The organism is Metabacillus schmidteae (genome assembly GCF_903166545.1).
GTDB classification, from domain to species: domain Bacteria; phylum Bacillota; class Bacilli; order Bacillales; family Bacillaceae; genus Metabacillus; species Metabacillus schmidteae.
Map to the genome: position 1 here is coordinate 63,982 of NZ_CAESCH010000003.1, position 24,437 is coordinate 88,418.

19 protein-coding genes and 4 pseudogenes are annotated in these 24,437 nt (G+C 35.2%); 13 read left to right on the plus strand and 10 right to left on the minus strand.

Translation table 11 applies throughout. The features are described from left to right. Positions 1-117 precede the first annotated feature (117 nt). From HWV59_RS25925 to HWV59_RS25935, 3 genes are all read left to right on the plus strand, one after another. Complete coding sequence (locus tag HWV59_RS25925; protein WP_102232418.1) at positions 118-1,911, plus strand: hypothetical protein; 1,794 nt, start codon at positions 118-120, stop codon at positions 1,909-1,911. Positions 1,912-2,085: 174 nt separating this feature from the next. After that, a complete protein-coding gene (locus HWV59_RS25930; RefSeq protein ID WP_102232417.1) occupies positions 2,086-2,910 on the plus strand; it encodes a hypothetical protein in 825 nt (274 codons plus the stop codon). 427 nt (positions 2,911-3,337) lie between these two features. Further along, on the plus strand, positions 3,338-3,688 hold the full coding sequence (locus tag HWV59_RS25935; RefSeq protein ID WP_102232416.1) for a hypothetical protein: 351 nt from the start codon (positions 3,338-3,340) through the stop codon (positions 3,686-3,688). A 125-nt stretch (positions 3,689-3,813) separates the two neighbouring features. On the opposite strand, the pseudogene HWV59_RS27190 reads toward HWV59_RS25935, so the two are convergent. The 5 genes and pseudogenes from HWV59_RS27190 to hxlA all read right to left on the minus strand — a co-directional run. Beyond that, a pseudogene (locus HWV59_RS27190) lies at positions 3,814-4,203 on the minus strand (IS3 family transposase); the annotation flags it as partial. A 346-nt stretch (positions 4,204-4,549) separates the two neighbouring features. Then, entirely contained in the window at positions 4,550-5,317 is a 768-nt protein-coding gene (locus HWV59_RS25945; protein ID WP_102232414.1) for a hypothetical protein, read from the minus strand. Positions 5,318-5,592: 275 nt separating this feature from the next. After that, positions 5,593-6,579: a Gfo/Idh/MocA family protein gene (locus HWV59_RS25950; RefSeq protein ID WP_072526549.1), complete on the minus strand. Its 987-nt coding sequence runs from the start codon at positions 6,577-6,579 to the stop codon at positions 5,593-5,595. Between the two features lie 358 nt (positions 6,580-6,937). Continuing rightward, positions 6,938-7,495, minus strand: a complete 558-nt coding sequence (gene hxlB, locus HWV59_RS25955) for a 6-phospho-3-hexuloisomerase (RefSeq protein ID WP_031538337.1) — start codon at positions 7,493-7,495, stop codon at positions 6,938-6,940. Positions 7,496-7,503: 8 nt separating this feature from the next. Beyond that, positions 7,504-8,136 (minus strand): 3-hexulose-6-phosphate synthase, encoded by a 633-nt coding sequence (gene hxlA, locus HWV59_RS25960; RefSeq protein ID WP_031538336.1) that lies wholly within the window; start codon positions 8,134-8,136, stop codon positions 7,504-7,506. A 203-nt stretch (positions 8,137-8,339) separates the two neighbouring features. Here hxlA and HWV59_RS25965 point away from each other — a divergent pair, with 203 nt between their 5' ends. The 6 genes from HWV59_RS25965 (at position 8,340) to HWV59_RS25990 (ending at position 14,421) form a co-directional block, all read left to right on the plus strand. Beyond that, positions 8,340-8,705, plus strand: coding sequence for a winged helix-turn-helix transcriptional regulator (locus tag HWV59_RS25965; protein WP_031538335.1), 366 nt, complete (start codon positions 8,340-8,342; stop codon positions 8,703-8,705). Positions 8,706-9,179: 474 nt separating this feature from the next. Beyond that, complete coding sequence (locus HWV59_RS25970; RefSeq protein ID WP_155986760.1) at positions 9,180-9,344, plus strand: hypothetical protein; 165 nt, start codon at positions 9,180-9,182, stop codon at positions 9,342-9,344. Positions 9,345-9,440: 96 nt separating this feature from the next. Next, positions 9,441-10,913 carry a glucose-6-phosphate dehydrogenase gene (zwf, locus tag HWV59_RS25975; RefSeq protein ID WP_072526551.1) on the plus strand — a complete coding sequence of 491 codons (1,473 nt, stop codon included), beginning with the start codon at positions 9,441-9,443 and terminating at the stop codon, positions 10,911-10,913. A 198-nt stretch (positions 10,914-11,111) separates the two neighbouring features. Then, positions 11,112-12,005: a phosphogluconate dehydrogenase (NAD(+)-dependent, decarboxylating) gene (gnd, locus tag HWV59_RS25980; RefSeq protein WP_031538333.1), complete on the plus strand. Its 894-nt coding sequence runs from the start codon at positions 11,112-11,114 to the stop codon at positions 12,003-12,005. Positions 12,006-12,351: 346 nt separating this feature from the next. After that, entirely contained in the window at positions 12,352-12,843 is a 492-nt protein-coding gene (locus HWV59_RS25985; RefSeq protein ID WP_031538332.1) for a hypothetical protein, read from the plus strand. 240 nt (positions 12,844-13,083) lie between these two features. Then, positions 13,084-14,421, plus strand: a complete 1,338-nt coding sequence (locus tag HWV59_RS25990) for a glucose-6-phosphate isomerase (RefSeq protein ID WP_031538331.1) — start codon at positions 13,084-13,086, stop codon at positions 14,419-14,421. 138 nt (positions 14,422-14,559) lie between these two features. On the opposite strand, the gene HWV59_RS25995 is transcribed toward HWV59_RS25990, so the two are convergent. The 4 genes and pseudogenes from HWV59_RS25995 to HWV59_RS26010 form a co-directional block, all read right to left on the minus strand. Continuing rightward, on the minus strand, positions 14,560-14,997 hold the full coding sequence (locus HWV59_RS25995) for an ATP-dependent DNA ligase (protein ID WP_072526550.1): 438 nt from the start codon (positions 14,995-14,997) through the stop codon (positions 14,560-14,562). A gap of 868 nt (positions 14,998-15,865) precedes the next feature. Further along, positions 15,866-17,030, minus strand: a pseudogene (locus tag HWV59_RS26000) (iron-containing alcohol dehydrogenase). A gap of 152 nt (positions 17,031-17,182) precedes the next feature. Next, positions 17,183-17,674, minus strand: coding sequence for a hypothetical protein (locus HWV59_RS26005; protein WP_090727733.1), 492 nt, complete (start codon positions 17,672-17,674; stop codon positions 17,183-17,185). An 85-nt stretch (positions 17,675-17,759) separates the two neighbouring features. Further along, positions 17,760-17,882, minus strand: a pseudogene (locus HWV59_RS26010) (phosphogluconate dehydrogenase (NAD(+)-dependent, decarboxylating)); the annotation flags it as partial. A 555-nt stretch (positions 17,883-18,437) separates the two neighbouring features. Between HWV59_RS26010 and HWV59_RS26015 the strand changes: the two are divergent. Further along, positions 18,438-19,586, plus strand: coding sequence for a zinc-dependent alcohol dehydrogenase (locus tag HWV59_RS26015; RefSeq protein WP_090727731.1), 1,149 nt, complete (start codon positions 18,438-18,440; stop codon positions 19,584-19,586). Between the two features lie 336 nt (positions 19,587-19,922). Here the strand turns inward: HWV59_RS26015 and HWV59_RS26020 are convergent. Then, a pseudogene (locus tag HWV59_RS26020) lies at positions 19,923-20,666 on the minus strand (Tn3 family transposase); the annotation flags it as partial. Between the two features lie 85 nt (positions 20,667-20,751). Between HWV59_RS26020 and HWV59_RS26025 the strand changes: the two are divergent. Genes HWV59_RS26025 through HWV59_RS26035 form a run of 3 tightly spaced genes read left to right on the plus strand, consistent with a single transcriptional unit; the run spans position 20,752 to position 24,255 of the window. Further along, positions 20,752-21,843, plus strand: coding sequence for a tyrosine-type recombinase/integrase (locus tag HWV59_RS26025; RefSeq protein WP_061794291.1), 1,092 nt, complete (start codon positions 20,752-20,754; stop codon positions 21,841-21,843). Next, a complete protein-coding gene (locus tag HWV59_RS26030; protein WP_061794292.1) occupies positions 21,843-23,879 on the plus strand; it encodes a tyrosine-type recombinase/integrase in 2,037 nt (678 codons plus the stop codon). Before HWV59_RS26025 ends, HWV59_RS26030 begins: the two co-directional genes overlap by 1 nt. Beyond that, positions 23,872-24,255, plus strand: a complete 384-nt coding sequence (locus tag HWV59_RS26035; protein ID WP_061794293.1) for a DUF6262 family protein — start codon at positions 23,872-23,874, stop codon at positions 24,253-24,255. The genes HWV59_RS26030 and HWV59_RS26035 overlap by 8 nt, the downstream gene beginning before the upstream one ends. The last annotated feature ends 182 nt before the right edge of the window (positions 24,256-24,437 follow it).

Below are 24,437 nucleotides of genomic sequence, written 5' to 3' on the forward strand. Positions count from 1 at the left end.
AAGGAACTTGGGCAGGCATTTATGCTCAGCACCAAGTTCCTTCAAATTCTCTTTTTATATTAGTATAAACAAATAATAACAGAACATTTTTGACTTTGCAAGCCAAGGAGTTGTCAAATGAAAGCTAAACTCAATAACTCATTACTAATGGAACATTATAATTTAGAAACTGAAGGTCAATGTTTATTTGTACAAAAATGGAGTGAAATGTTTTTTTTCAAAACCATAAATACTTATCAATTTAGACTAAGGAATGCTCATACAATATTAATTGAAACAAAGCAAGTACTAACGATGGTAAAAGAACAATTAATATCTCCTTCAAACCTAAAAGACCTAATTCAAGAGTGTAAAAAGCATTTAGAAAGAGATTTATGTCTCAGGATGTATTACACAGATCTTTTACCTACCCTTATCAAGGGATTAAAAGTAAGTTCGAATTTTGCAGAGAATAAAAGCGACATTCTACAGCTTGAATATCGACTTAATAACGCTTTACAAATAATTTCAAGTACATATAGTAATAATTTAATTGCTCAACTCGAAAAATCCATTGCTCAAAATCATCAAGAAGAAATTGAACACTTTTCTGAATTGTTAGCCAGCGAACTAGTTTATTTTGGTTGGGCTCCAAGAAGTTTATCTCGCCTTGTAAATCTACATTTTTTGCCTAGATTTAATAAGACTTCTACATTCAATGAGAAATGGAACCAATTTATATCTGCAATTACTCAAAGTACAGGAATTTTCCATTGTTACTTCAAATTAGATAATTCTGAACAAGAATATATAACAAGCCTAATTGCTTCAGATATTACTGTTGTTAGTGGTGAGGAAATACTAAGAACATTCGCAGGTATAAATACACTTATACAGGAAGATAGCAAATATATAATGGAAAGAACGGAAGCATTTAAAGATGATTTACATACTGCTGTAGAAAATTGTTTATATCAACTGTCTACAAAACAGTCTGTTTTATCATATTTCAATATAGATCTAGAGAATTTTATTAATACTCTTGTTGTGTTCCCTAATGAGGATAAAATTACTAATTACTCAATTGAACAGGAAACAAACCTTGAAGTAGAGCCAAACGATGAAAATATTCAATCAGTATTTAATTTACTCAGAAGAGAACTATTTCAACCAGAAGACAAAAGAAGGTTAATCAACTTCTTTAGGCAATATGATTTATCTATTAATGCTATATCAATTGAAACCACCTACTCAAATTTATGGAGTTCTGTTGAATCATTACTTGTTACTGGACACTATGGTTCCAATATTGAACACATTAAAAAAATTATACCTTCAATAATGTGTACTAGATATGTGCAGAGGTTACTTAAGAATTTTTTAGAAGATTGCTATCGAGCAAATTTAATACCTGTTTTTGACGGAACTCCTATTAGCAAGGATGATCGGAACTCAATTAAGTCATTATTTATTATCTTTAATTATGAAGAAGAATTGTTTAATAGTTATCTAGAGACATTAAATGACTATTCTCTTCTTAAGCAGCGTGCAGTAGAGATTTACAAAATCTTAGCAAATAGTCAAACTTTAAGGGATTTAATGAATAATCATTATAATACCATTACTTGGCAGGTTCAAAGGCTATATAGGGTTAGAAACAATTTAGTTCATTCTGCTTCTGCTGAAAAAGATATTAACTTACTAATTGATCACTTACATTTTTATATTCGTTCAACCATACACGAGCTACTATTTAGATTAGAAAGCAATGAATTTAAAAGTCTGGGTGATTTATTCCTAGCGATTGAAGATAATTACTATACATTGATGGAAATCCTTAAGAAGAATATTAGTGATTCTCCTAAAGGAAAAATAAAAAAATATGATCCAGATTTAGTATTCAAGGGTCCTATTTTTGGTTTTACAAATTAATATATAAAATACTTCAGGTTATAGAAACAAATTCTTTAGTGGTTAAGAAGATGATGGAACAACGGATATAATAGTGAACAGTTTTTAAAAACTTTGTGTAAAATCAATGAGCTTTTTCAATTACATTGAAGCCAAAAGGACTTTTGTGTCACTAAGCTTTAACGGAGGGTTAGTATGCTAATAAATAAAGGCAGTAGTTTCGGATGGGCACCTGAACAATTAGAGAAATCAAAAGACGCATTGGGATTAACGTTAATAAGTGTTTTAACTTCAATTCGTAAGTCCTGGAATATAGAACCTTCTGTGAAAGAGGGTGATGATACTGTTTCACCTAAAAATAAAGGTCTAATTATTGAAGCTTTTGAAGCGATGTATCATGATTTACATGGGTTAAGTATTCAAATTGATATGATTAAACATTTTTTCGATCACAAAAATGGAATTACAAGACATAGAGACTTTCTTTTTGTTACAGAGGTAATTGAAAAGTACTTTGCAAATATGCGTTCCATATATGACTTTATGTCAAAATTACTTATGTTGTCGGTAGATCAAAAATTACTTGGACAAATTAACTTTGATTCACTTAATAGTTTAATCACCTCTGTTGAGAAAGGTAAAACTAAGGGAAAATTAACATCAGACTTAGAAAAAGCACTTTTAGAAATTAAACCGTCTTTCCATGCATTACGAGACATTCGAGATTTTATTATTCATAACGGAAAACAACTTAAAATTATGACGGATGAAAATGAATATTTAATAGAAAACTTCATGAAGAAAGAAAAATCCGACGATTACGTTCCATTGCTACCTTACCTATCTCATATCACAAAAGAAATGCTAATATTTGGAGAAGTAATTGCACATATCATTTATGAACAATATACAAAAAGATATGGTGAGGTCCCCTATTTTCTTGTAGCACTTGAGGGTGTTTGTATCCCATCATTTATTGATTTTCTTGGATTATTTGAAAGTGAGACAGAAAGTAGTTAAGAAGTTTCCTTATTAATTATCGTTGGCCCTGCTGGATTTGGTTTAATTGTCACTCATTTACATCGTTCATTTTTGGATTTCTATAGAATATTTATAAGTCATTTGAATAACTTTAAAAGTTTTAAACCTAATATGATTACTTGGGCTTCTAGTGATATTATCTACTTTGATGAAAAATAGACTACATTCTTCTATTACCCTAGTAATCTGAAATACTCGTAAAAATTGTATTTTACACGTTTGGCATTCAATATAGCGTTTTACCTCTATTTATATTAGGTCCTATATTTATAATATTTTTATTTACTATTGGGCTATTTCACTTTTTAATTACCTATTTTATAGGTAAGAACTTATATTATTCAATTCAGCAAACATTAAAGTGAATTAACCTTTTCTAGCTACCTAATCTTGAGATGAGAATGAAGTGAACAAAGATATAATTGATCTTACAGAATTATTTATTGAGAACGCTGTAATACAGGGGGAATCAACTATTAATGGTGATTCTAAAAGGGGCAATAAAGCCAGTGATAATCTATACAAAATTTCTATTGTAATGAAAGAGGATAGAGAGTTAGCCGAAGAAATGCTTGATATACTTTTGTGTCATACAAAGCCGAATGTGATTATTTGGGCTTGTGGAATAGCTTTGGATATAGACTATCAGGCAAATGAAGCTGAAATTATATTAAAAGAAATATCTAATACAACTGAATTAGGTATTCTGAGTTTTAATGCTGAAATGAGTTTGAAAGTGCGTAAAGGTGAGTTATAGCTTATTTAACTGGGTGCTTTAGTTTAGATCAATCTTCAGCAATCAAGCGCTTATCTTGAATAAAGATAAGTATGCCATGTTAAGTGCTAGTTTAAGATTAATTAGAAAGAAATGGAGATTGTGAAGGAATGTGGCTTGAATTGTGCTAGAGTATAGGAAGACACTAGGCCTTGTGCTTTCATTATTCGTCCGATTCGACGTCTAGAAACAACCTTCCCACGTTTTGCTAGTTCCTTTTTAATTTTACGAGTGCCATAGTTTTGAAAAATCTCAACAATATCTGAACTGAAGTCATCTTCAGCCTGACGCTCTTTTGCTTCATAGTAATAAGTACTTCTAGGTATTTGTAGGGCTTTGCACATTGCTGATATCGAGTATTTGTGCCTTAATCACATTTACTGTCGTCCTAGTATCAGCGCGGCTTGCTTTAAAATGTCATTCTCCATTTCTAATTGCTTATTTCGCTTTCTAAGTTCAGCTAGTTCCTTTTGTTCAGCTGTTAAATTGTCCTTTGACATGCTCACTTTGATAGACGAGATTTGTAACAAACTCGCCTTTAACACCGACCCACAAAAGTTATTTCCCCGTTGGCGTATCGTCATCTATATAAATGTCGGTTCGTAAAGTATGCATTCCAAGTTCAACGGTTGCAGTACTCTCCTTCAACATTTCTACAATGTAATTGTTGCTTTCCTACGTAGCATCTTCTGTGAAGTTGCTTGTATTTTCATAATGCCTCGATGTCTTCAAGTTGCTGAATACGTTGTTTCATTGTTTTATTTTCTAACATGAGATTCTCTCCACTTCGTATAGTCATATATGATGACTAACCTTTATTGCCATTATTCTCTAATTATAAAATTAAAAATTTAAAAATTTAAACGAAGGTAAAGTTAACTCATGAAAGTGAGTGAATAGAAACTGACTCTCTAAATGACCGTGGTATAATTCAAGTGCCGTCATTGCCTCGCTTTCTATTGCCTTAATTCTACTGATTTCATAAAGAATATCGGCTTTTAAAAGACCTTCATAGTCATTATCCAAAAGATCCAAAGCATTGTAAAATAGAGAAAGGGCTTTATTGGTATCATTCAATAGGTTTTTATAAAATTTTCCTTCTAAGTAAAAGTTTCTAGAGCGAATTAATTTACAGTCTATATCAATTAGAATAGTTTTTGATTTATTAATTAATTTTTTGATAAATTGAATATCAGGGCTGTTTTCTAATAAAACATAGATTCCTAATTGGTCTATGGATAAAATAGTTTCTTTAAATTCATCCATTTGAAAAACCATTTCAGCATCAATCCAAAATGTTTCTTTTAATTTAGTAACTAATTCTGCTTCTGGATAAGAAGTCATAATAGTATAAATAGTTAAAGCCCAGCCTCTAAAAATTCCCTCTTTATCGTTCTTTAGATGAAGTTTTTCTCTTAATAAGAGCAATTCTTCTCTAATATCCCCAATTTTTATATTCTCTAGATACCTAATAGGGGTACGACCGAGGTACTTGTAAAAAAGGGTCATAGCATGGATTTTTTTTACATTTACAACCCTTTTTACTCTGTAGGGTAGGGTGGGGTCAGAAAAGTGCGGTTGTTGGTAGGATCCTAATAGGGGTAGTGTCATTGTCGCTACTCCTATTAAGGAATACTTAAACTAAATCACAAATTAAAGAAGAAACACATCTTAAAAAATGAGCATTGAACCTTTGCATAATAAGCAAAAGTCCTTTAAAATTTGTTAGCCGGGTAGAAAATGCTATAATGCTCTTATAAAAAAGAATGGATGCAAAATAGTTTAGGTAAGTTCTAAAACGATTTCTTTTATTCTTCGACAAACAGGCCAGATTCGTAATTTCTCAAGAGAATAATACAAGTCGCTGTAGGGGTTTTTGTGTTTTTTCACTTATGATCACTTTGATATACAAGACCTATTTCATCTCTCACTTTATCCAACACTTGTATCGTGGTGTATGAATTTTTATATGAGTTAGTATCAGACTCTGTTTTTCCTCGGTTGATTAATTCAATAAATTCTTTCACTTCGTAATACATAGCTGGATGAGATTGGTCGACTGTTAATTGTTCAACCGTGCCGTCAGTGTAGTGAATTTCTACTTTTTCAGCCGTATGAATCTTATCAATCATGATACTTCCTTTTTCGCCTTGAATTTCGCTTGGTAAATAAGAGTTCGTTATTTTGGAATACATCACAATCGCATCTTTATCATCATATTTTAAGATGACGCTACCTTCACCATCCACACCCGAATCAAGCATAATGCCAGTTGCCTTCACTTCTTTTGGTTCACCAAATAATGTAATAAGTGGATACAAACAATAGACACCAAGGTCCATTAATGAACCGTTCGCAAACTCTGGATTGAAGGCATTAAGGACAATTCCTTCTTTGTATTTATCATAACGAGATGAATACTGACAATAGCTTGCAAAGTATCTACGGATAGGACCAATTTTATGTAAATTATCTTGAATGACCTTGAAGTTTGGAAGTAATGTTGATTTCATTGCTTCCATTAATAGGGCGTTATGATCTTTTGCGGCTTGAATCATCCTCGCTACTTCGGTTGCATTAACAGCCAGTGGCTTTTCACATAACACATGTTTGCCATTTTGCAAAAATAAAATAGCTTGTTCTGCGTGATATGAATTGGGAGTAGCAATGTACACCGCGTCAATTTCTTGACTAACTGCCATTTCTTTTAGGTTTGTAAATATTTTTGTTACTCCATATTTACTTGCAAATTCTTCTGCTCTACTAATCGTGCGAGAATAAACAGCAGTTAGTTTAAAATCTTCTACATCATTTGCTGCTTCAAGTAATCTTTCTGTAATCCAATTAGTACCGATTACGCCGAATCGAACCATTTATTCAACCTCATTCCTTTGTTTTATAAAACGAAGAGTTTTGTTTACTACACTTATGAAGCGTTTTTCATCGCCAATAGGATTTTATTTTCCCATAAAAAAACTTATATAGACATGGGGCCTACCAGTGAAATATTGGTGATAACCCAAATAGGGCTCATACTGTGAGTGATGGCTAAATTCTTGGCTGTGCCCCACCCAATAATGATCTCTGATCCGGCCATAGAAGGGACTGAATCAGGGGCTATTTTTTCTTTCCTGTATGGACTGTGTTATTTGTAATATGCAGTAAAGACCGCAATTCATAAAAGAAATAAATGCGGTCTTTACGATGTTTCCATATTTTTTAAAGTGTACTCTATTCGAGATTGGCATGTTTGCCGTACATTTTAGTAGAGTCTAAGCCTTTTTTTTCCATAAAACGCAAGATCAATGCATCATAAAATAATAACATCGTTTGCTCAAAAAGTGACCCCATTGGTTGTATGGTCTTATATTCACTTTCAGATTGATCTTTCGGTGATCCAGGCAATTTAATGATAATATCAGCTAATTTTCCAATCGTGGAGTCAGGGGAAATCGTTACAGCTGCGACCGTCCCACCTAAACTTTTTGCTTTTTCAGCGATTGAAACCAAGGTTTTCGTTTCACCTGAACCTGAACCGATGATCAACAAATCACCTTTTTCTAAATTTGCTGTTACAGTTTCACCGACTACATAAGCATCGATCCCCATGTGCATCATTCTCATCACGAAAGATTTGCCCATAAATCCAGATCTGCCCGCACCTGCAACAAAGATTTTTTTGGATTCCAGAATCTTATTAACCAACTTCTCTGCTTCTTCGTCAGAGATTAAGTCGACTGTCCGACTTAATTCTTGAACGACTTCAGCTAAATATTGAGTAGTTTTCATAGTTATAATTAACCTTGTTTAATTAATTCTTGCATTTTAGCTGCAACTGCTTTTTTATCGTCTTTGCTTGTGATACCGCCACCTACGATGACAAGATCTGGTTGTACTTTAATCACATCTGGAAGTGTTTCTAATTTGATTCCGCCTGCAATAGCAGTTTTCGCATTTTTTACAACGCTCTTAATGGTTGCAAGGTCTTCGAAAGAATTTTTTCCTACAGCTTGAAGGTCATAACCTGTGTGAACGCAGATATAATCTACTCCTAGTTCATCCAGTTCTTTCGCACGACCTTCAATGTCTTTAACTGCGATCATATCAGCAAGGATTTGTTTACCTTGTTTTTTTGCTTCTTCTACAGCACCTTTAATGGACTCGTCTTCAGCTGTACCAAGAATGGTGATGATGTCAGCGCCTGCTGCAGATGCTTGGCTAACTTCATATCCAGCTGCATCCATGATTTTAAGGTCAGCTAATACAGTTAAGTTAGGGAAGGCAGCTTTCACTTCCTTTACTGCTTTAAGGCCTTCATTAATCACAACCGGCGTGCCGATTTCTACAACATCTATATGATTTTCTACTTCTTTCACCAATTCAATGGCTCCTGGAATATCTACAAGATCTAATGCTAATTGTAATTTCATTTATTACTCGCTCCTTATATAATAGTATATTGTGCCGTATAGCTTTCTTTTGCACAGTGTTATTGTATCCAATTGATAGCTATTTACTAACGGTATGATACTCAGTATACTGGGTATGTTACTAAATTAAAAGTATGCACTTTTTTATCATATAGTAACAAAAAGTATACTATTGGACATAATAAGGGTTGGAGGTGAAATGAATGCCGAATCTTGGGGAAAAAGTGTTTAATTGTGAAAAAGAATTGACTCTTTCGATTATTGGTGGAAAATGGAAAATGTTGGTATTGTGGCATCTAGGAAAAGAAGGAACCAAACGTTTTGGTGAACTAAAGGCCCTCATGCCGGGTATCACTCAAAGAATGCTTGTTAATCAATTGCGCGAACTTGAAGACCATTTGATTGTTCATCGTGAAGTCTATCCTGTCGTTCCACCAAAAGTTGAATACTCACTCACTGAGTATGGAAGAAGTCTGATGCCTATTCTGGATGCTATGTATGACTGGGGTAAAGATTATATTGAGAATGTATTGGAAAAAGAAACAGAAAACAAATCGTCTATTCAGTAGAAAAAAGAGTTTCTCCTAGGGGTTCGAAAAAGTGTAAAAAAGTTCATATACTAACAAACCACGGTTAGCTATCTTAATAAAGATGCTGTCCGTGTTTTTTTATATCTCTACGTATTTAAAAGGTTGAAAAAACACAACATTTAAACACAACATTTAATAAAAGAATCAGTTACTAAAAAGCCAAGGGCAGCGAATCTTGTATAATCGCTGTCCTCGGCTTTTCACTCTTGGTATTGGATTCAAGTTTATAGTATTATTTTTAACACTATGTTATACAAATGTATCTATATGTTAATAAAGTGCGTACTTTCAAAAGTATAACATACGTAATATACTGATTTTGCTCAAGTAATAGCGAGCTTAAAGAATACTACCAAACCTTAAGGGAATACTGCTACAAGCATGGTGAGATGAAGTGAAACTTCATTTAATAATTTATACATGTTGTTGCTTTTTACGAAAGGAGAGATCCGCATGGAAAGGTTCAAAACTAAGCAGCGAAAAGTTTGTGAAAGATGTCTAATCATCACCATAAATAATGAAACCTGTCCAAAATGTGGACATTCTCAATTAAGAGATATCATTATTACCGGACAAGCTGGGAGAAATAAACGAAACTTACATCCAAAAGTAGGATAACGCAATAGCGAAAATCCTTGTTGTTTTGTAGGGGAAACGAAGAAAATCAGACATTTTTCTATTTGAAAATGCTTTGAAAAAGTGGAGGAATGAAAAGTGGATTCTATGACGTTTGTCTTATTTGGGGCAACTGGGGATTTAGCTAAGCGAAAAATCTACCCTGCCTTGTTTAATTTATATTTGAATCAAAAATTACCAGATTCTTTTTTGATCATTGGTGTAGGAATAGACGAAATGTCTGATGTTGATTTTCAAAACCATGTAACAGACTCGCTATACACTTTTTCTAGACACTTGATAAATGATAAATCCGAAAAACAAGAGTTTGTAAAGGCATTTCGTTATTGCCAGTTAGATTTCACGAATGCTGAAGGGTATAAGAAGTTAGTTGAAGTCGTTCAACAAAATGAAAAAGACCAGAGTATTGAAGAGAATCGAATGTTTTATCTTTCTGTTGCTCCTGAATTCTTTGATGTAATTGCTTTGAACATCAAGGAGAGTGGATTAGGCTCGACAAAAGGATGGAAACGATTAATGATCGAAAAACCATTTGGGCGTGATTTAAAATCTGCTCAAGATTTAAATGAAAAACTAAGCAAAGCTTTTGAAGAAGACGAAATTTTCAGGATTGACCATTATCTTGGAAAACCGATGGTTCAAAACCTTGAAGCTTTAGAATTTGCCAACCCTGTGCTGCAATCACTATGGAACAATCGGTATATTGCCAATGTGCAAATAACGGCTAGTGAAACGGTTGGTGTAGAAGAGAGAGCTAGTTATTATGAAAAAGCAGGGGCTATTCGTGATATGGTCCAAAATCATATGATGCAGCTGTTGATGATGACGGCCATGCATCAGCCAAAACAGATGAGCACGAACGATATCCGTACAGTGAAAAGAAAAGTTATGGACTCTCTTCGGCCTGTACAGAAAGATACTGTAGGTATCCACGTTGTTCGTGGTCAATATGGACCGGGGGAAATAAAGGGTAAACCTGTAGTCGGATATTTAGAAGAACCTGGAGTGAATGCTTCTTCCACAAACGATACATTTGTGGCTGCTCGTTTATGGATTGATAGTTCATTCTGGGATGGGGTGCCATTTTATATCCGGACAGGAAAAAGAATGAAGGAAAAGTCGACGCGGATTGTGATTGAATTCAAGAATCCAACGAAAAATGTGTATACTAACGAGAATCAATTTGCAGAACCCAATCTATTAGTTATCAAAGTAAGTCCAAATGAGGGTGTGTCGATGCAATTAAATAGCAAAAATTTAACAAATGGAAATTTGGAGCCGATAATTGTTGACTTCTCAGCAAGTACAAGAGACATACCAGAAGCTTATGAACTCTTAATATTCGATGCTCTGCGTGGGGACTCTACCTTCTTTGCTCATTGGGACGAAGTTGAATTATCTTGGAAATGGGTACAGCCCGTTTTAGAGGCGTTTGAGGAAAATGCCCTTCCACTCCACCTATATCAAGCCGGTTCGATGGGGCCACAAGCTGCTTCGCAATTATTGGAGGAGGATGGTTTTAAATGGTGGGAAACTAGGGGGGGAGTTTAATCCGCACCTCCCTGGAAGGCTATTGGTATGAAGAGAGCAAACCGAGGTTGGATTTGACAGATAATTGTTACGCGATTTACCCAAGGAACTTAAAGTATTTGTTGAATCCTTATGGTTCCATAAGGAGACCATGAAGAACAACAAATGGGTAGCATAATAATACAGGCTATTTTTTGTAATTTAAAGGAGGAAACTCAAGTGAAAGTAGGATTAATTGGATTAGGGAAAATGGGTATGAACTTAGGAAAAAACTTAATTGACAATAAACACCGTGTAATGGCGTTTGATCTAAATACAAATACTATTGAAGAAATTAAAAAATACGGAGTTGAAGGAGCATCCAGTTTACAAGATCTTGTTCAATCATTAGAAAAGCCACGAGTTGTTTGGATAATGGTCCCACACTCCGTCGTTGATTCAGTTATTAGTGAAATCACACCATTTCTAAGTGAAGGAGATATCGTCATTGAAGCTGGTAATTCGCATTATAAGGAATCCATTCGTCGTTACGAACAGTTGAAGAAAGTTGGAGTGAGCTTTATGGATGCCGGTACTTCTGGGGGGATGGAAGGTGCTCGCTATGGTGCTTGTTATATGATTGGTGGAGATCCTGAAGCATGGAGCATTGTCGAGCCGATTTTTAGAGATACAGCTGTAGATAATGGGTATTTATATGCTGGGAAATCTGGTAGTGGCCACTTCTTAAAAATGGTCCACAATGGAATAGAATACGGAATGATGGCCGCCATTGGTGAAGGATTCGAAGTCCTGGAAAAAAGCGATTTCGATTTTGACTATGAAAAAGTGGCACGGGTGTGGAATAACGGTTCTGTCATCCGCTCATGGCTCATGGAATTGACAGAACGCGCATTTTCTAAAGATGCAAAATTAGATGAAATTAAGGGCATTATGCATTCTTCTGGGGAAGGGAAATGGACAGTTGAAACCGCTTTGGATCTTCAAACAGCTACCCCTGTTATCGCTATGTCTTTACTAATGCGTTACCGTTCATTAGACAATGATACATTTACAGGTAAAGTGGTAGCTTCCCTTCGTAATGAATTTGGCGGACATGCTGTGGAAAAATCATAAAGTCATCTGCTGTATATGTCTTTCGTTAAAATGAGCCGGAAATTCATTGGATTTTTAGTTTGGTATATCCCAAAAATTGGTAGATTTACTTAAGTCGTTGATAGTGCTAACTATGTTGATTGAAGCGGAAGGAGCGAGACTCCTCGAAAATGCATTCACATTTTCTCGTGCGGTGCCTATTCACGGATGATGATTCAACGTCCTGTGGGAAAAACAGGACAAGGGAGACCCCGCAGCCGCACAGCGCCGAGGAGGCTCCCGGCTCGCCCGCGGAAAGCGAGCACCTGGAGCCAACAGACAAGTTTAACAGAGCCAAAAAAATAAAACAATATTGAGGTGTGACATCATGAACGTATTGGATGCAAAAATCATTAACACACAATATGGTTTAGAAACCTATTTAGACATGGTGAAGAATATCGAAGTAAAAGAACTCCATTCTCCATCAGATAATGAGCCCTTTTATGAAATAGTATTAGGGATAGAGTATTTTCTTCTAAGGGACGGAAAATATTATGATAGTGAAAGGAATTATTTTCGGATTCAAATGAGCGAAGATTTTAATTCAATCACGTTAAGAGAGACAGATACCGAAAGTTTATTTGCTGTCAAAACCGAACACGAGAGAGACTCAACTAAGCTACTGGTTGGAGAATGGCTTATAAAAACCAATGCTTTCAAGCAAGTAATAAGTGAACTGATCCAACAAAAGAAAATGGAGAATGTTCAAAATGAGGGAGACACTCGAAAAGTATTAGGAACGATAAGATTCTTGGAAATATTACTTGAAATCAAAACAGAAGACATACTAAGTGCCGATGTAGAGAGGGACCATTGAGTTTTCTTAATACTAACTATCTTTTAATGTACGCTATTGATAATTACACGGTCCCACTAAGGATTTTTCAAAATTGAAAAGGGGGAGTTTAAATGTGTTTTTAAAAACTTCCCTTATATACTGTAGAAAAGGAGAATGCACTAACATGAAACGTTTTACTATGCCGAGAGATCTTTTTTACGGAGAAGGATCTCCGATTGAAGCAGCTAAGCTAAATTTGATTGAAAGGGGAAGTAATGTATGACTATTTCGTTTGATTACTCCAATGCATTAGCATTTATGAAAAAGAGTGAAGTAGATAATCTAAGTGAATTTGTAAAAGTGGCTCATAAAATGCTACATGAAAAAACAGGCCCCGGCTCTGATTATCTTGGTTGGGTCGATTTGCCACTAAACTATGATAAGAGTGAATTTGAAAGAATTAAACAAGCTGCTGAAAGAATCAAGAAACATTCAGACGCAATGGTTGTAATTGGTATTGGTGGTTCGTACCTGGGGGCAAGATCGGCTATAGAATCTCTGTCCCATAGCTTTCATAACCAGATGAACAATAAGACACATGTTTATTTTGCCGGTCAGAATATCAGTTCTACTTATATATCTCATTTATTTGAACTATTAGAGGGGAAAGATATCTCTGTTAACGTCATTTCTAAATCAGGAACAACGACAGAGCCAGCCCTTGCTTTCCGTATTTTCCGTGACTATATGGAGAAAAAATACGGAAAAGAAGAGGCGAGAAAACGTATTTTTGCTACTACAGATCAGAAAAAAGGCGCATTAAAAAAGCTTGCGGACGAAGAAGGATATGAAACGTTCGTTATTCCGGATGATGTTGGTGGAAGGTATTCTGTGCTAACAGCAGTTGGTCTCTTACCAATTGCCGTAGCAGGACTTGATATTGATCATATGATGGAAGGGGCAGCAGCAGCAGCCCGTAAATACAACAATCCTGATTTATTGACAAATGAGAGCTATCAGTATGCTGCGGTCCGAAATGTACTCTACAATAAGGGAAAAGCAATTGAAGTGCTTGTTAACTATGAGCCCTCCCTTCACTACGTATCGGAATGGTGGAAGCAGCTGTTTGGGGAAAGTGAAGGAAAAGATCAAAAGGGGCTATTCCCTGCTTCCGTTGATTTTTCAACGGATTTGCATTCCATGGGGCAATATGTACAAGAAGGTCGACGAAACCTTTTAGAAACGGTTTTACAGATTAAGAAACCTCGAATTGAAGTGACTATTCAGGAGGATCCAGAAAATATTGATGGATTAAACTTCCTGGCAGGTAAGACGATGGATGAAGTCAACAAAAGTGCATTTCAGGGTACCCTTATGGCCCATATAGATGGAGAAGTACCTAATCTCGTGATTGAACTGGATGAAATGAATGAATACACTTACGGTGAGATGGTTTACTTTTTTGAGAAGGCATGTGGGATTAGTGGCCATCTATTAGGAGTTAACCCATTTGACCAGCCTGGAGTCGAAGCATACAAGAAGAATATGTTTGCTTTACTTGACAAACCTGGTTTTGAAGCAGAAAAAGCTACTCTCATGGAGCGTTTATCAAAATAATTATATCTGATTGGTTTTGTATTAATAAAAAGATTGTTACCAAAAACCATAAAAAGTTGTGTTTTTACTTTCAGTAAGGTTTTCGCGCAGGTTAAAATTCAAAGAAAAAGCGCTGTAGGAAAATTTCAGCGCTTTTTATCAAGTGGTCCATTTCTCGAATGAGGGGATGCGTAAATAACCTTTTTTCGTTAGGTTCCGATATTTTACAATGCCTTTTAGTTTAGGATCTAAATAAATAAAATCATCGGTTTCTGTCCGGATGAATTTTTTGTATTCTGCATACAATTTCTTCCGATCAGAGGGTTTCATAAATTCCATTAAGCCAGCTGGTGATCCATCTTCAAAGGAAAGCAGCACGCCAAATTCCTTTTTACGTAAGCCGGTAATCAGGACATTTTCATACTGATAATTAATGACTTTGAGCCAATTTTCGGAGCGAGTGCCAGGGCGATAGATAGAGTCTGCTTTCTTTAAGACAATGCCTTCAAGTCCTTGTTCCTTAATTAACTCAAAGTATTCGCTGCCGTGGCCTTCTATATGCTGTACGTAACATTTTTTGTCAACAAAAAGTTGCATACTAATAAGACGTAGTCTTATATTGCAATCCCCTTCTTTTGTTTATTTTGGGTAGACTCTATGAGAACAAATGAAAGTATTGTGAATTTTAATTTTATTTTGCGCAGTTTTTAAGCATTAATTTGCGCCATAGAAACATAAGAGGCTCATGATTATCTCGGTGGTAATCATGAGCCTCTTTCTTACTTATTCAATTATTGTTCGACAGTAGATAGGAACAGTGTATTTGGCATTTAACTGATGTACCAAATAGCAGTATATTTATTCGTTATTAATAAAATTTATTCATTCTGATTTTGTCGCTTGACATGGAGCCTCTGCGGACAGATTTTTTTGAAAAGACCAGAGCAACAAGCTTTTCTGGGCAATTAGCCTAACCCATCCGCCACTCCATGTAAAGCGCAGCGTATTCAAAAAATATACTGCCACGAACAGCATTTTTTAAGTGCCACAAACAGAACAGTGCATCCTTTATACAGTATAGGTTTTCAACACGTTGATCCTCCGTTTGAGTCATGATTTTCCTCATCCTTTCAAGATAAGCTTCAGCATATGTGCCTGATAAAAAGCTTAATGCAGCACTTTTCTAAAGGTGTGCGACGGGTTTCAATAAGGTTTCCAAGTATGTTTTTCACTTATGTGTTAAGTTCGGTGAATAAAAGTGAATGCCCTTTTACTAAATTTGTCTTTTCTTTTTTGGTGTATTTTCTCTTCGCATATCTTGTAGATAAGTACACTTTTACGCAAGATTTGTTATGAGAGCCAAACACCTTACTGAAAGATTAATAAAGCTTAGATTTAAGAGAGGTTTTAAAATGATTGAAACGAACAAAAACGGAACTGCCCGGGCAGTTCCGTTTTGATTCCATCAAAAAGTTACTTTTTCACCTTTAAATGCAGCAATATAAAGTTTTTTCATTTCTTCTACAGATACTTCCCGGGGATTGGATGATGTACACGGATCTTCAATCGCTCCCGCTGCCATTCGATCCAGCTGTTTTTCAAATTCACTCTCATTTACACCGAATTCCTGCAGCGATAACGGAAGGTTTAGCGATTTATTTAAACGGCGAAGCAAATCCGTTAAGGAATCGATTAACTCGTCTTCTGTGTTTCCAGAAAGGTCAAGCATCTTAGCGATATCAGCAAACCGGGAACCGTCCGCCTTTTTATTAAAATCAATCACGTATGGCAAATAAAGAGCATTCGCAAGGCCGTGCGGAATGTTAAAAATCGCGCCACTCTTATGTGATAGGCTGTGTACAATACCAAAACCCGTTCGAGAAAGCCATTCCCGCAATAGCCTGGGCATAATGCATCTCTGCTCTCGCTGCTTTATCTCCAACTACTGATTTTTCAATATTATCCACTGCCATTTTAACCGATTGTATCGCCAACGGATCACTAAATGCGTTATGCATCGTTGATACGTAGGCCTCGATTCCGTGCGTTAATGCGTCCATTCCCGTATAGGCGACAATGTCAGCCGGCATCGAATATGTCAGCTCCGGATCGATAATGGCAATATCCGGCGTGATCTCATAACCAAATACCGGATATTTCGTTCCTGTTTCATGATCCGTGATAACAGAAAAAGGTGATACGTCAGTACCTGTGCCACTCGTTGTAGGAATCGCCGCAAAGCGTGCTTTTTTCCGTAAAGCCGGTAGTGGGTTCGGTGCTTTAACTTTATCAAATGCGAGCTCCGGATTCTCATAAAAAATCCACATTAATTTAGCTGCGTCGATCGGTGAACCGCCGCCTGCGGAAATGATCCAATCCGGTTGAAATTCCTCCATCTTTTTTGCACCCTCTAAAGCGGTTTTTGCAGATGGGTCATTTTCAACACCATCAATGAGCTGTGTTTCAAATCCAGATTCACGTAAATAAGCATCTATTTTATCAAGATAGCCTGATTTTTTAATGGACTGGCCTCCGATAACAATAGTTGCCTTTTTCCCTTCAAGGGTTTTCAAAACTTCTAAAGATCCTTCTCCATAATAAACATCCCTCGGAATAGTAAAACGGTTCATGTGTGTAAATTCTCCTTTTCTGCATTAAAGTAGGCAAGCGTTCAAAAAACATTCAGTGTAAATTTCCCTTATCAATTTTTTTAAAACATTAGTGGAACCATGTAACGTTATCAATAGTATTTTATTAAAAAGGTAGTTATTATTAAGAAACCTCAGTTATCCCTCTCTACAACGGCACTTAATATCTCTTCTGTTTTAATCTTAAGTAATTTTTCCAAGAACCTTGTCGTTCCTAAAACTATTTGAATGTCTTCCTCTGTTTGAACGTTTTCCATTTTCTTTTTTTGAATCAGTTCATTTATAACTTCTTTGAAAGCATTTGTTTTTATAAGCCATTCTCCAACTAGTTCCTTAGTTGCGTCTCTCTCGTATTCGTTTTTGACAGCAAATAAGCTTTTCGTTTTTGTTTCTCTCAGTATTATTGAACTAAATTCAGAATTCATACGAATGCGAAAATAATTCTTTTGACTGTCATAATATTTTTCTTCCCTTAGCAAAAAATACTCTATCCCTAAAATTATTTCGTAATAAGGGTCTATCTCTGTAGGATAATGAAGCTTTTTTACGTCAAGATTTTTCACAAAGTCTAAATAGGTTTCCAATCCATAATGAGTATTAATTATTTTTGCATCCATTACATTCATGATTTCACTCCCTTTTCACCATCCGGAAATTGTTATGATATCGGATACATTTACCGAATTCACACAAATTAGCCTAGTTGCTTTTTTACACTGCATGTCCACCAAACTCGTTCCGAAGGATAGCTATGACTTTACCGGTAAAGGTATCCCTATCTAAAGACCGGTACCGCATAAAAAGAGACATGGCGATGACTTGAGTAGTACTTTGTTCTTTTTTCAGAACTTGCACGAGTAATGATTTGTGCTACTCTCAGTTTACTGGTGATACGTTAGTATAATAAGTATATTCCAATATTGAAAGTTCACACTTTAATTTCACCTAGTAACAAAAAAGGAATATAGTATCAAATTGTATACTATTAAAACCTAAAGGAATAAGTCCTTGATAGTAGGATCCTGCGGACCAACAAACTAAGTAAGGAAATTATGTTGCATTTGATCAATAGCGAAAAAACAAGTGCCATCTTCATTTTTTTATTCCAACGTCTAGAATTTACAAATTTTAAAAGCGCAGATTTTTAGATTTATTTTAACTGTTCTCTCAAAGATTGTGGCTATTGCGCACGATTTAGGTAGTTGAAAAGGCGTACATCTGATAACAGATTAGTACGCTTTTTCCATCTCATTTTTAATGTCAAATCGGGAGTTGAACTGGAGTAAACGCCCTATTTAGTTAAATAGAACTAAAAATAAAAAAAAGTATATTAATTTCTTCAATGGGTATTATAAGAGTTATATGAATTTATAATAGGAGGTTTTACTTGTGAAAGCAGTTACTTTTCAAGGTTCCAAGGATATGCAGGTGAAAGAAGTTCCAGATGCGAAGCTTCAACAAAAAGACGATATTGTTGTGCGCATTACATCAACAGCGATATGTGGGTCTGATTTACATATTTATCAAGGTGCCTTGCCAGCTGAAAAAGATTATGTAGTTGGCCACGAGCCCATGGGTATTGTAGAAGAGGTCGGACCAGAGGTAACAAAAGTGAAAAAAGGGGATAGAGTGGTCATCCCATTTAACATTTCATGTGGAAGCTGTTACTATTGCCAGCATGATTTGGAGAGCCAATGTGATAATTCTAACCCAAATCCAGAAGTTGATACAGGCGGATATTTTGGATTTACGGAGCGTTACGGGAATCATCCGGGTGGACAGGCTGAATATTTGCGTGTTCCCTATGGAAATTTTATGCCTTTCGTGATTCCTGAATCTGTTGAACTTGAAGATGAAGCATTACTGTTTATGTCTGATGTACTGCCAACTGCTTATTGGAGCATTGAAAGTGCAGGAGTGAAAAAAGGGGATACAGTTGCCGTGCTCGGCTGTGGACCCATTGGTTTGATGGCGCAAAAGTTTGCCTGGATGAAAGGCGCAAAAAGAGTCATTGCCGTCGATAATCTTCCCTATAGGCTTGAACGTGCCAAAAAAATGAACAATGTTGAGATTTTTAATTTTGATGAATTTGATGATATGATTTCTATGGGTTCCCATATTAAAGAAATTACAAGTGGCGGTGTAGATGCCGTCATTGATTGCGTAGGGATGGATGGGAAAAAAACACCAATCGAAGCTGTCGAACAAAAGATGAAGCTTATTGGCGGAACCATCAGCCCGATCGAAATCGGTATGAGTGCTGTGAGAAAATTTGGAACGCTGCAGCTGACGGGGGTCTACGGCTCTAAATATAACCAGTTCCCTTTAGGAAACATATTTGAAAGAAATGTAAAAATAAAAATGGGTCAGGCACCAGTCATCCATTACATGCCAATGCTCTTTAAAATGATTACGGAAGGAGAACTGGATCCAACAGAAATCGTCTCTCATAAATTGCGTCTAGACCAGGCGAGTGAAGCCTATCAAATCTTTAATGATCACGAAGATGGGTGTGTCAAAGTTGTTCTCAAACCCTGACCTTCCCAAAAAGTTATAACCATGTTTTTAACAATGAAGAACATTAAAAGCCCCGTTGGTAAAAGTGTAATTTTACGAACGGGGCTTTTTTATGCAAAAACAGCTATTTTAACTTTCGTTTAAGTCTAAAATCATTTTACGGATTCTCTAATTAGGGAATCGATTTTTTTAATTAGGGGTACAGCCAACATTTCGCATAAAACATACGTTAAGCACATTTCGACATAGAAAAAACTCATTTTCTATACGCTAAGCCCATCAAGGGGAACCGTCAGGAAAATGCGGATTTACAACGCTAAGCACATTTTCGGGATGATTCCCCCATTTTTAACAACGTTAAGAAAGTTTCAATGGTCTTAAAGAATCTAACGAGATCATTTTCTCTGAATTAAAATGGTATTCTCCTAGCAAATTAATATGTTCCCACCCTAGAGGCGACATATGGTGTAATAAATCTTCATTAAAACTAGCAGACTGTTTTTGATATTCAACTGCTTTTGTTAGATGTAAGGTATTCCAGATACTGATGCCATTGATGATTATATTTAAAGCACTGGCCCTTTGCAATTGATGCTGTATGGTTCTTTCCCTAAGTTCACCTTGTTTTCCAAAGAAAATAGCTCTTGCTAATCCATTCATGGCTTCTCCTTTATTCAAACCTCTTTGTATTTTTCTTCTTAATGATTCATCCGATATATAATTCAAAATAAAAATCGTTTTTTCTATTCGGCCCATCTCACGTAAAGCAGTAGCTAAGCTATTTTGTCTTGAATAAGAACCTAGTTTCCCCATAATAAGGGATGCTGAAACTGTTCCCTCCCTTATAGAATGAGCTAATCGCAAAACATCCTCATAATTTTCTTTAATGACCTTTGTATTTATTTGCCCACGTAAAATGGCTTCTAATTTTGGATACTCACTTGCTTTATCTATTGTAAATAATTTTGAATCTGATAAATCTCTTATTCTTGGAGCAAATTTAAATCCTAATAAATGAGTCAGTCCGAATATTTGGTCTGTGTAACCAGCTTTAATTGTACTAGTATTAGAAGTAGTTATTAACGTATCTTGCGATAGTAACTACTTCTTTTATATTTCATTAAAGAATTATTATTTGTACTATTAAATTTATGAATATATAGTATCTTACGAATTAGGGGGTGGAATGTTGAAAGTACAAGAAGTTCTCATTCAAGAGAAGAAAAGATATCTGTTAATTGATAAGAGAGGCTATCCGGTCATACCGGTTGCAAAGTATATAAAGTATTTAGATAACATTGGAAAAGCTGAAAATACACTAAAGTCATACTGTTACCATCTAAAGCTTTATTTTCAATTCCTAGAGGAAAGTCGGTTAAGATATCAAGAAGTGAACCTTGATATCTTGGCTCAATTCATCGGTTGGCTGAGAATTCCCGATCAATCTACAAAAGTCATTTACTTTGAAGAAACCTTAGCTAAACGATCAGAAAGAACAGTCAATACCATCATAACTTGTGTCATAGGATTCTATGACTATTTGACTCGTAATGAGGATTACGTGGGAAATGTAAATAATCAATTAAAAAAGCAGGCCCCAGGGCGTTTTAGGACGTTTAAACCCTTCCTCCATCACATTACAAAAGGGAATTCTTATGATAAAAACATTTTAAAAGTTAAGGAGCCAAAGCGTACAGTTAAAACGTTAAATAAAAACCAATTACAAGTAATTCATAATGCTTGCAGCAATATACGGGATGAATTATTGTTCCGTATTTTATATGAAGGTGGATTACGTATTGGAGAGGCCCTTTCTCTGTGGGTAGAGGATTTTGATATTGGTAAAAATGCTATTTCGGTTAGGAGATCCAAAACATCCGATGGAGAAAAACGAAAAGTCTATGTATCTATTGAGACTATGAATCTCTTTCAAGATTATCTAATAGACTTTCATTCTTACGAAATTGATAGCAATTATGTGTTTATCACCTTAACTGGACCAAATCGTGGTAAACCAATGACTGATGGTTCTGTACGTTCTTTAATTAAACGGATGAAGAAAAAAACAGGAATAGATTTTACCCCTCATATGCTTCGGCATACATATGCCACAGAGTTACATGAAGCAGGAGTAGATATTGCCATCATACAGAGATTATTAGGGCATGCACACGTTCAAACAACGATACAGACTTATATCCATGCATCCGATGAAACCATACGTGGAAGCTGGGAACAAGCTCAATCAAACAAAAAAATAGGAAGAAGAGATAAATAATGACACAGAGTACATTGAAAATAAAACCCCTTCCCCACCATCTGGAACAGATAAATGAACCATTACATGGATATTGGGCAAATGATGTATGGAATGTACAAGAATGTCCCATCCTGGATAAACATTATGATTGGAATAGAAAATTGATTTTTGATAAGGTACACAATCTTAGATTGAAAAATGAATTAAAATACTATTTTTATAAGGGATTAAAGGAGACAAGGATTTCGATTACCTATGCTTTCATGCATTATTCTCCATGTCTTAAAATTTTTACAGAATTCATCTCTCGATACTATGCCAATTTAGATTCTATTATTGATATACAGAAGGAAAAGTTTCTAACAGAATATCGAACATTTCTTGTAGAGAATGGAAAATCAGTTGAAATTGTACACCGGAAAAAGTCATCACCATGGTTGTCACCAACAGTTCAACCATCTTTGTATATTAGACTCTTTCTTCAAGTTTATGAATTTTATTATCAGCTTTATGATGAACGTGATGAAACAGACAAGGATTGTTGGGATGTACGAAAATTGAATATTAATTATAACAATACAATTAGTAGATATTCATTAGACTTTTCGAAGGTTCCACAACCTTATAGACAATTATTTAAAAAATATATAAAGACTCGCCTAGTTGTTCAGCAATCCATTAGCTTTTCTACAGCAATATGTTATTTAAATAGACTTTCGTTTTTCTTCACCTTTTTGAAGGGTAAACATCCTGAGTGGAAAGAATTAAACCAGCTATCCAGAATGGATATTGAGGAGTACATTGAATACTTGCGACATTCCACTATTAAAAAGGGAAAATATTTAATTAATCCAGATCACAATTATGTAAATCGTTTTTTAATAGACCTTAAAACGTTTATCTCATACATACAGAAATTCGAATGGGAAGAAGCTCCGACAAAGTCAGTAATTTCACTATTGTCAATTGAAGATATCCCTAAAAAGAAAAGAGCAAAAGCTGATGAAATTAAATATATCCCGGATGAAGTATGGGAACAGTTAATTTACCATATTAACCAACTTTCCTCAGATCATATACCTATAATTCTTCTAATGGAAGCTACAGGTTTTCGAATAAGTGACGTTTTATCACTTAAAATTGACTGCTTAGTAAATCAAGAAGATGGCTGGTGGATTATCGGAGATCAAAGAAAAGTAAGTTATAAAAATCATAAAGTTCCTATTTCAGAGGAAATTGCAAATGTGGTCCTAGCGCAGCAAGAACTTACAAAAAAGAGATCAACTTTGGACACGAACCCTAAGAAATATTTGTTTCCAACACTTAAAGGGAAAAGGATGGGTAATCCCATATCGCAAGATTCCATTAAGTTGAACCTTAATAAACTAGCTAACAGATGTAATATTAAGGACAAAGATGGAGAAATTTATTGGTTTAAAAATCATGCGTTCCGACACCGTTACGGTGTTAATTTGATTAATAACGGAATGAATATTCTTCATGTTCAAAAACTGATGGCTCATGCCAGTCCTGAAATGACGTTAGTCTATGCCCAAATTCATGATCAAACACTCCGTGATGAATGGGAAAAGGCTCGCGATATTGGCGCAGTAAGACTAGATACACATGGAGAAGTTATTGTCGCTAATTTAGCTCAACAGGCTGAAGAAAACGGAGTTGAACTGGAATGGATACGTCATAACATGGACTCCATTCGTTTAGATCATGGGTTTTGTGTAAAAAGCCCTAAACTTCATTGTGATTTTCTTGAACAGACATTAGAACCACCCTGTATTAAAAACAACTGCCGAAGTTTTCACGTTGACAAGACGTTTCTCGACTATTACCAAGAACAGATATCTAAAATGGAAGCTGATATTGGAGTATACAAAAAATCCGGAAGGTTACGTTCCGTTGAGTTAATTGAGCCCAAATTAAAAAGATATAAAGAATTAGCAAATGGTTTACTACATACTGGTGGTATCTTTGGTTTAGATAAAACCAGGCGTGAGTATGTTGGAGATGAACGTGAGAAGGTGATGCAAAATGTCTAATGAAAACCCAAATACCGAAGGTATTATAAAACATGCAAAGTTAAAAACGGAAAAGACCATTCAAAAAGTTGAAGAAGCGATCAAAAAGATGATAAAAAAACAAATAAAAATCAATTTTAACTCTGTTTCTGCAGAATCAGGGGTTTCAAAAGCATTTCTATACAGAAATACAGAACTCCGAGAACGAATCGAAACACTTCGCAATCAACAAGAAGGTCTCCCTTCAATAAAACAAGCTAAAAGAAATATGAGTGACGCATCTAAAGATGTAATTATTTCTTCCTTACGGAAGAGAATCAAAGATTTAGAGAAGGAAAATAAAGAAATTAAAGAACAAATGAAAATTAAATTTGGGAAGATTTATGAGGGAATTTAAGATCTACGATTTTCCCTCCCTGTTTGATTTTCTGTGTAATATGACAATGCCGTTAAAAGATAAGTTGTATTCAGCAATCGGGCCATTTTCTGGAACAATAGCTTTAAAGAAAATTGAATATAATGATAAAATTTAAGAGAGGTTGTGAAGCGTTGTACTTAAATTAACGGGCAAATTTAGGA

Coding starts and splice junctions, on each gene's coding strand:
- HWV59_RS25925 (WP_102232418.1), top strand. CDS start 118: ATGAAAGCTAAACTCAATAACTCATTACTAATGGAACATTATAATTTA.
- HWV59_RS25930 (WP_102232417.1), top strand. CDS start 2,086: ATGCTAATAAATAAAGGCAGTAGTTTCGGATGGGCACCTGAACAATTA.
- HWV59_RS25945 (WP_102232414.1), bottom strand. CDS start 5,317: ATGACACTACCCCTATTAGGATCCTACCAACAACCGCACTTTTCTGAC.
- HWV59_RS25950 (WP_072526549.1), bottom strand. CDS start 6,579: ATGGTTCGATTCGGCGTAATCGGTACTAATTGGATTACAGAAAGATTA.
- hxlB (WP_031538337.1), bottom strand. CDS start 7,495: ATGAAAACTACTCAATATTTAGCTGAAGTCGTTCAAGAATTAAGTCGG.
- hxlA (WP_031538336.1), bottom strand. CDS start 8,136: ATGAAATTACAATTAGCATTAGATCTTGTAGATATTCCAGGAGCCATT.
- HWV59_RS25965 (WP_031538335.1), top strand. CDS start 8,340: ATGCCGAATCTTGGGGAAAAAGTGTTTAATTGTGAAAAAGAATTGACT.
- HWV59_RS25970 (WP_155986760.1), top strand. CDS start 9,180: ATGGAAAGGTTCAAAACTAAGCAGCGAAAAGTTTGTGAAAGATGTCTA.
- HWV59_RS25985 (WP_031538332.1), top strand. CDS start 12,352: ATGAACGTATTGGATGCAAAAATCATTAACACACAATATGGTTTAGAA.
- HWV59_RS25990 (WP_031538331.1), top strand. CDS start 13,084: ATGACTATTTCGTTTGATTACTCCAATGCATTAGCATTTATGAAAAAG.
- HWV59_RS25995 (WP_072526550.1), bottom strand. CDS start 14,997: ATGCAACTTTTTGTTGACAAAAAATGTTACGTACAGCATATAGAAGGC.
- HWV59_RS26005 (WP_090727733.1), bottom strand. CDS start 17,674: ATGAATGTAATGGATGCAAAAATAATTAATACTCATTATGGATTGGAA.
- HWV59_RS26025 (WP_061794291.1), top strand. CDS start 20,752: ATGTTGAAAGTACAAGAAGTTCTCATTCAAGAGAAGAAAAGATATCTG.
- HWV59_RS26030 (WP_061794292.1), top strand. CDS start 21,843: ATGACACAGAGTACATTGAAAATAAAACCCCTTCCCCACCATCTGGAA.
- HWV59_RS26035 (WP_061794293.1), top strand. CDS start 23,872: ATGTCTAATGAAAACCCAAATACCGAAGGTATTATAAAACATGCAAAG.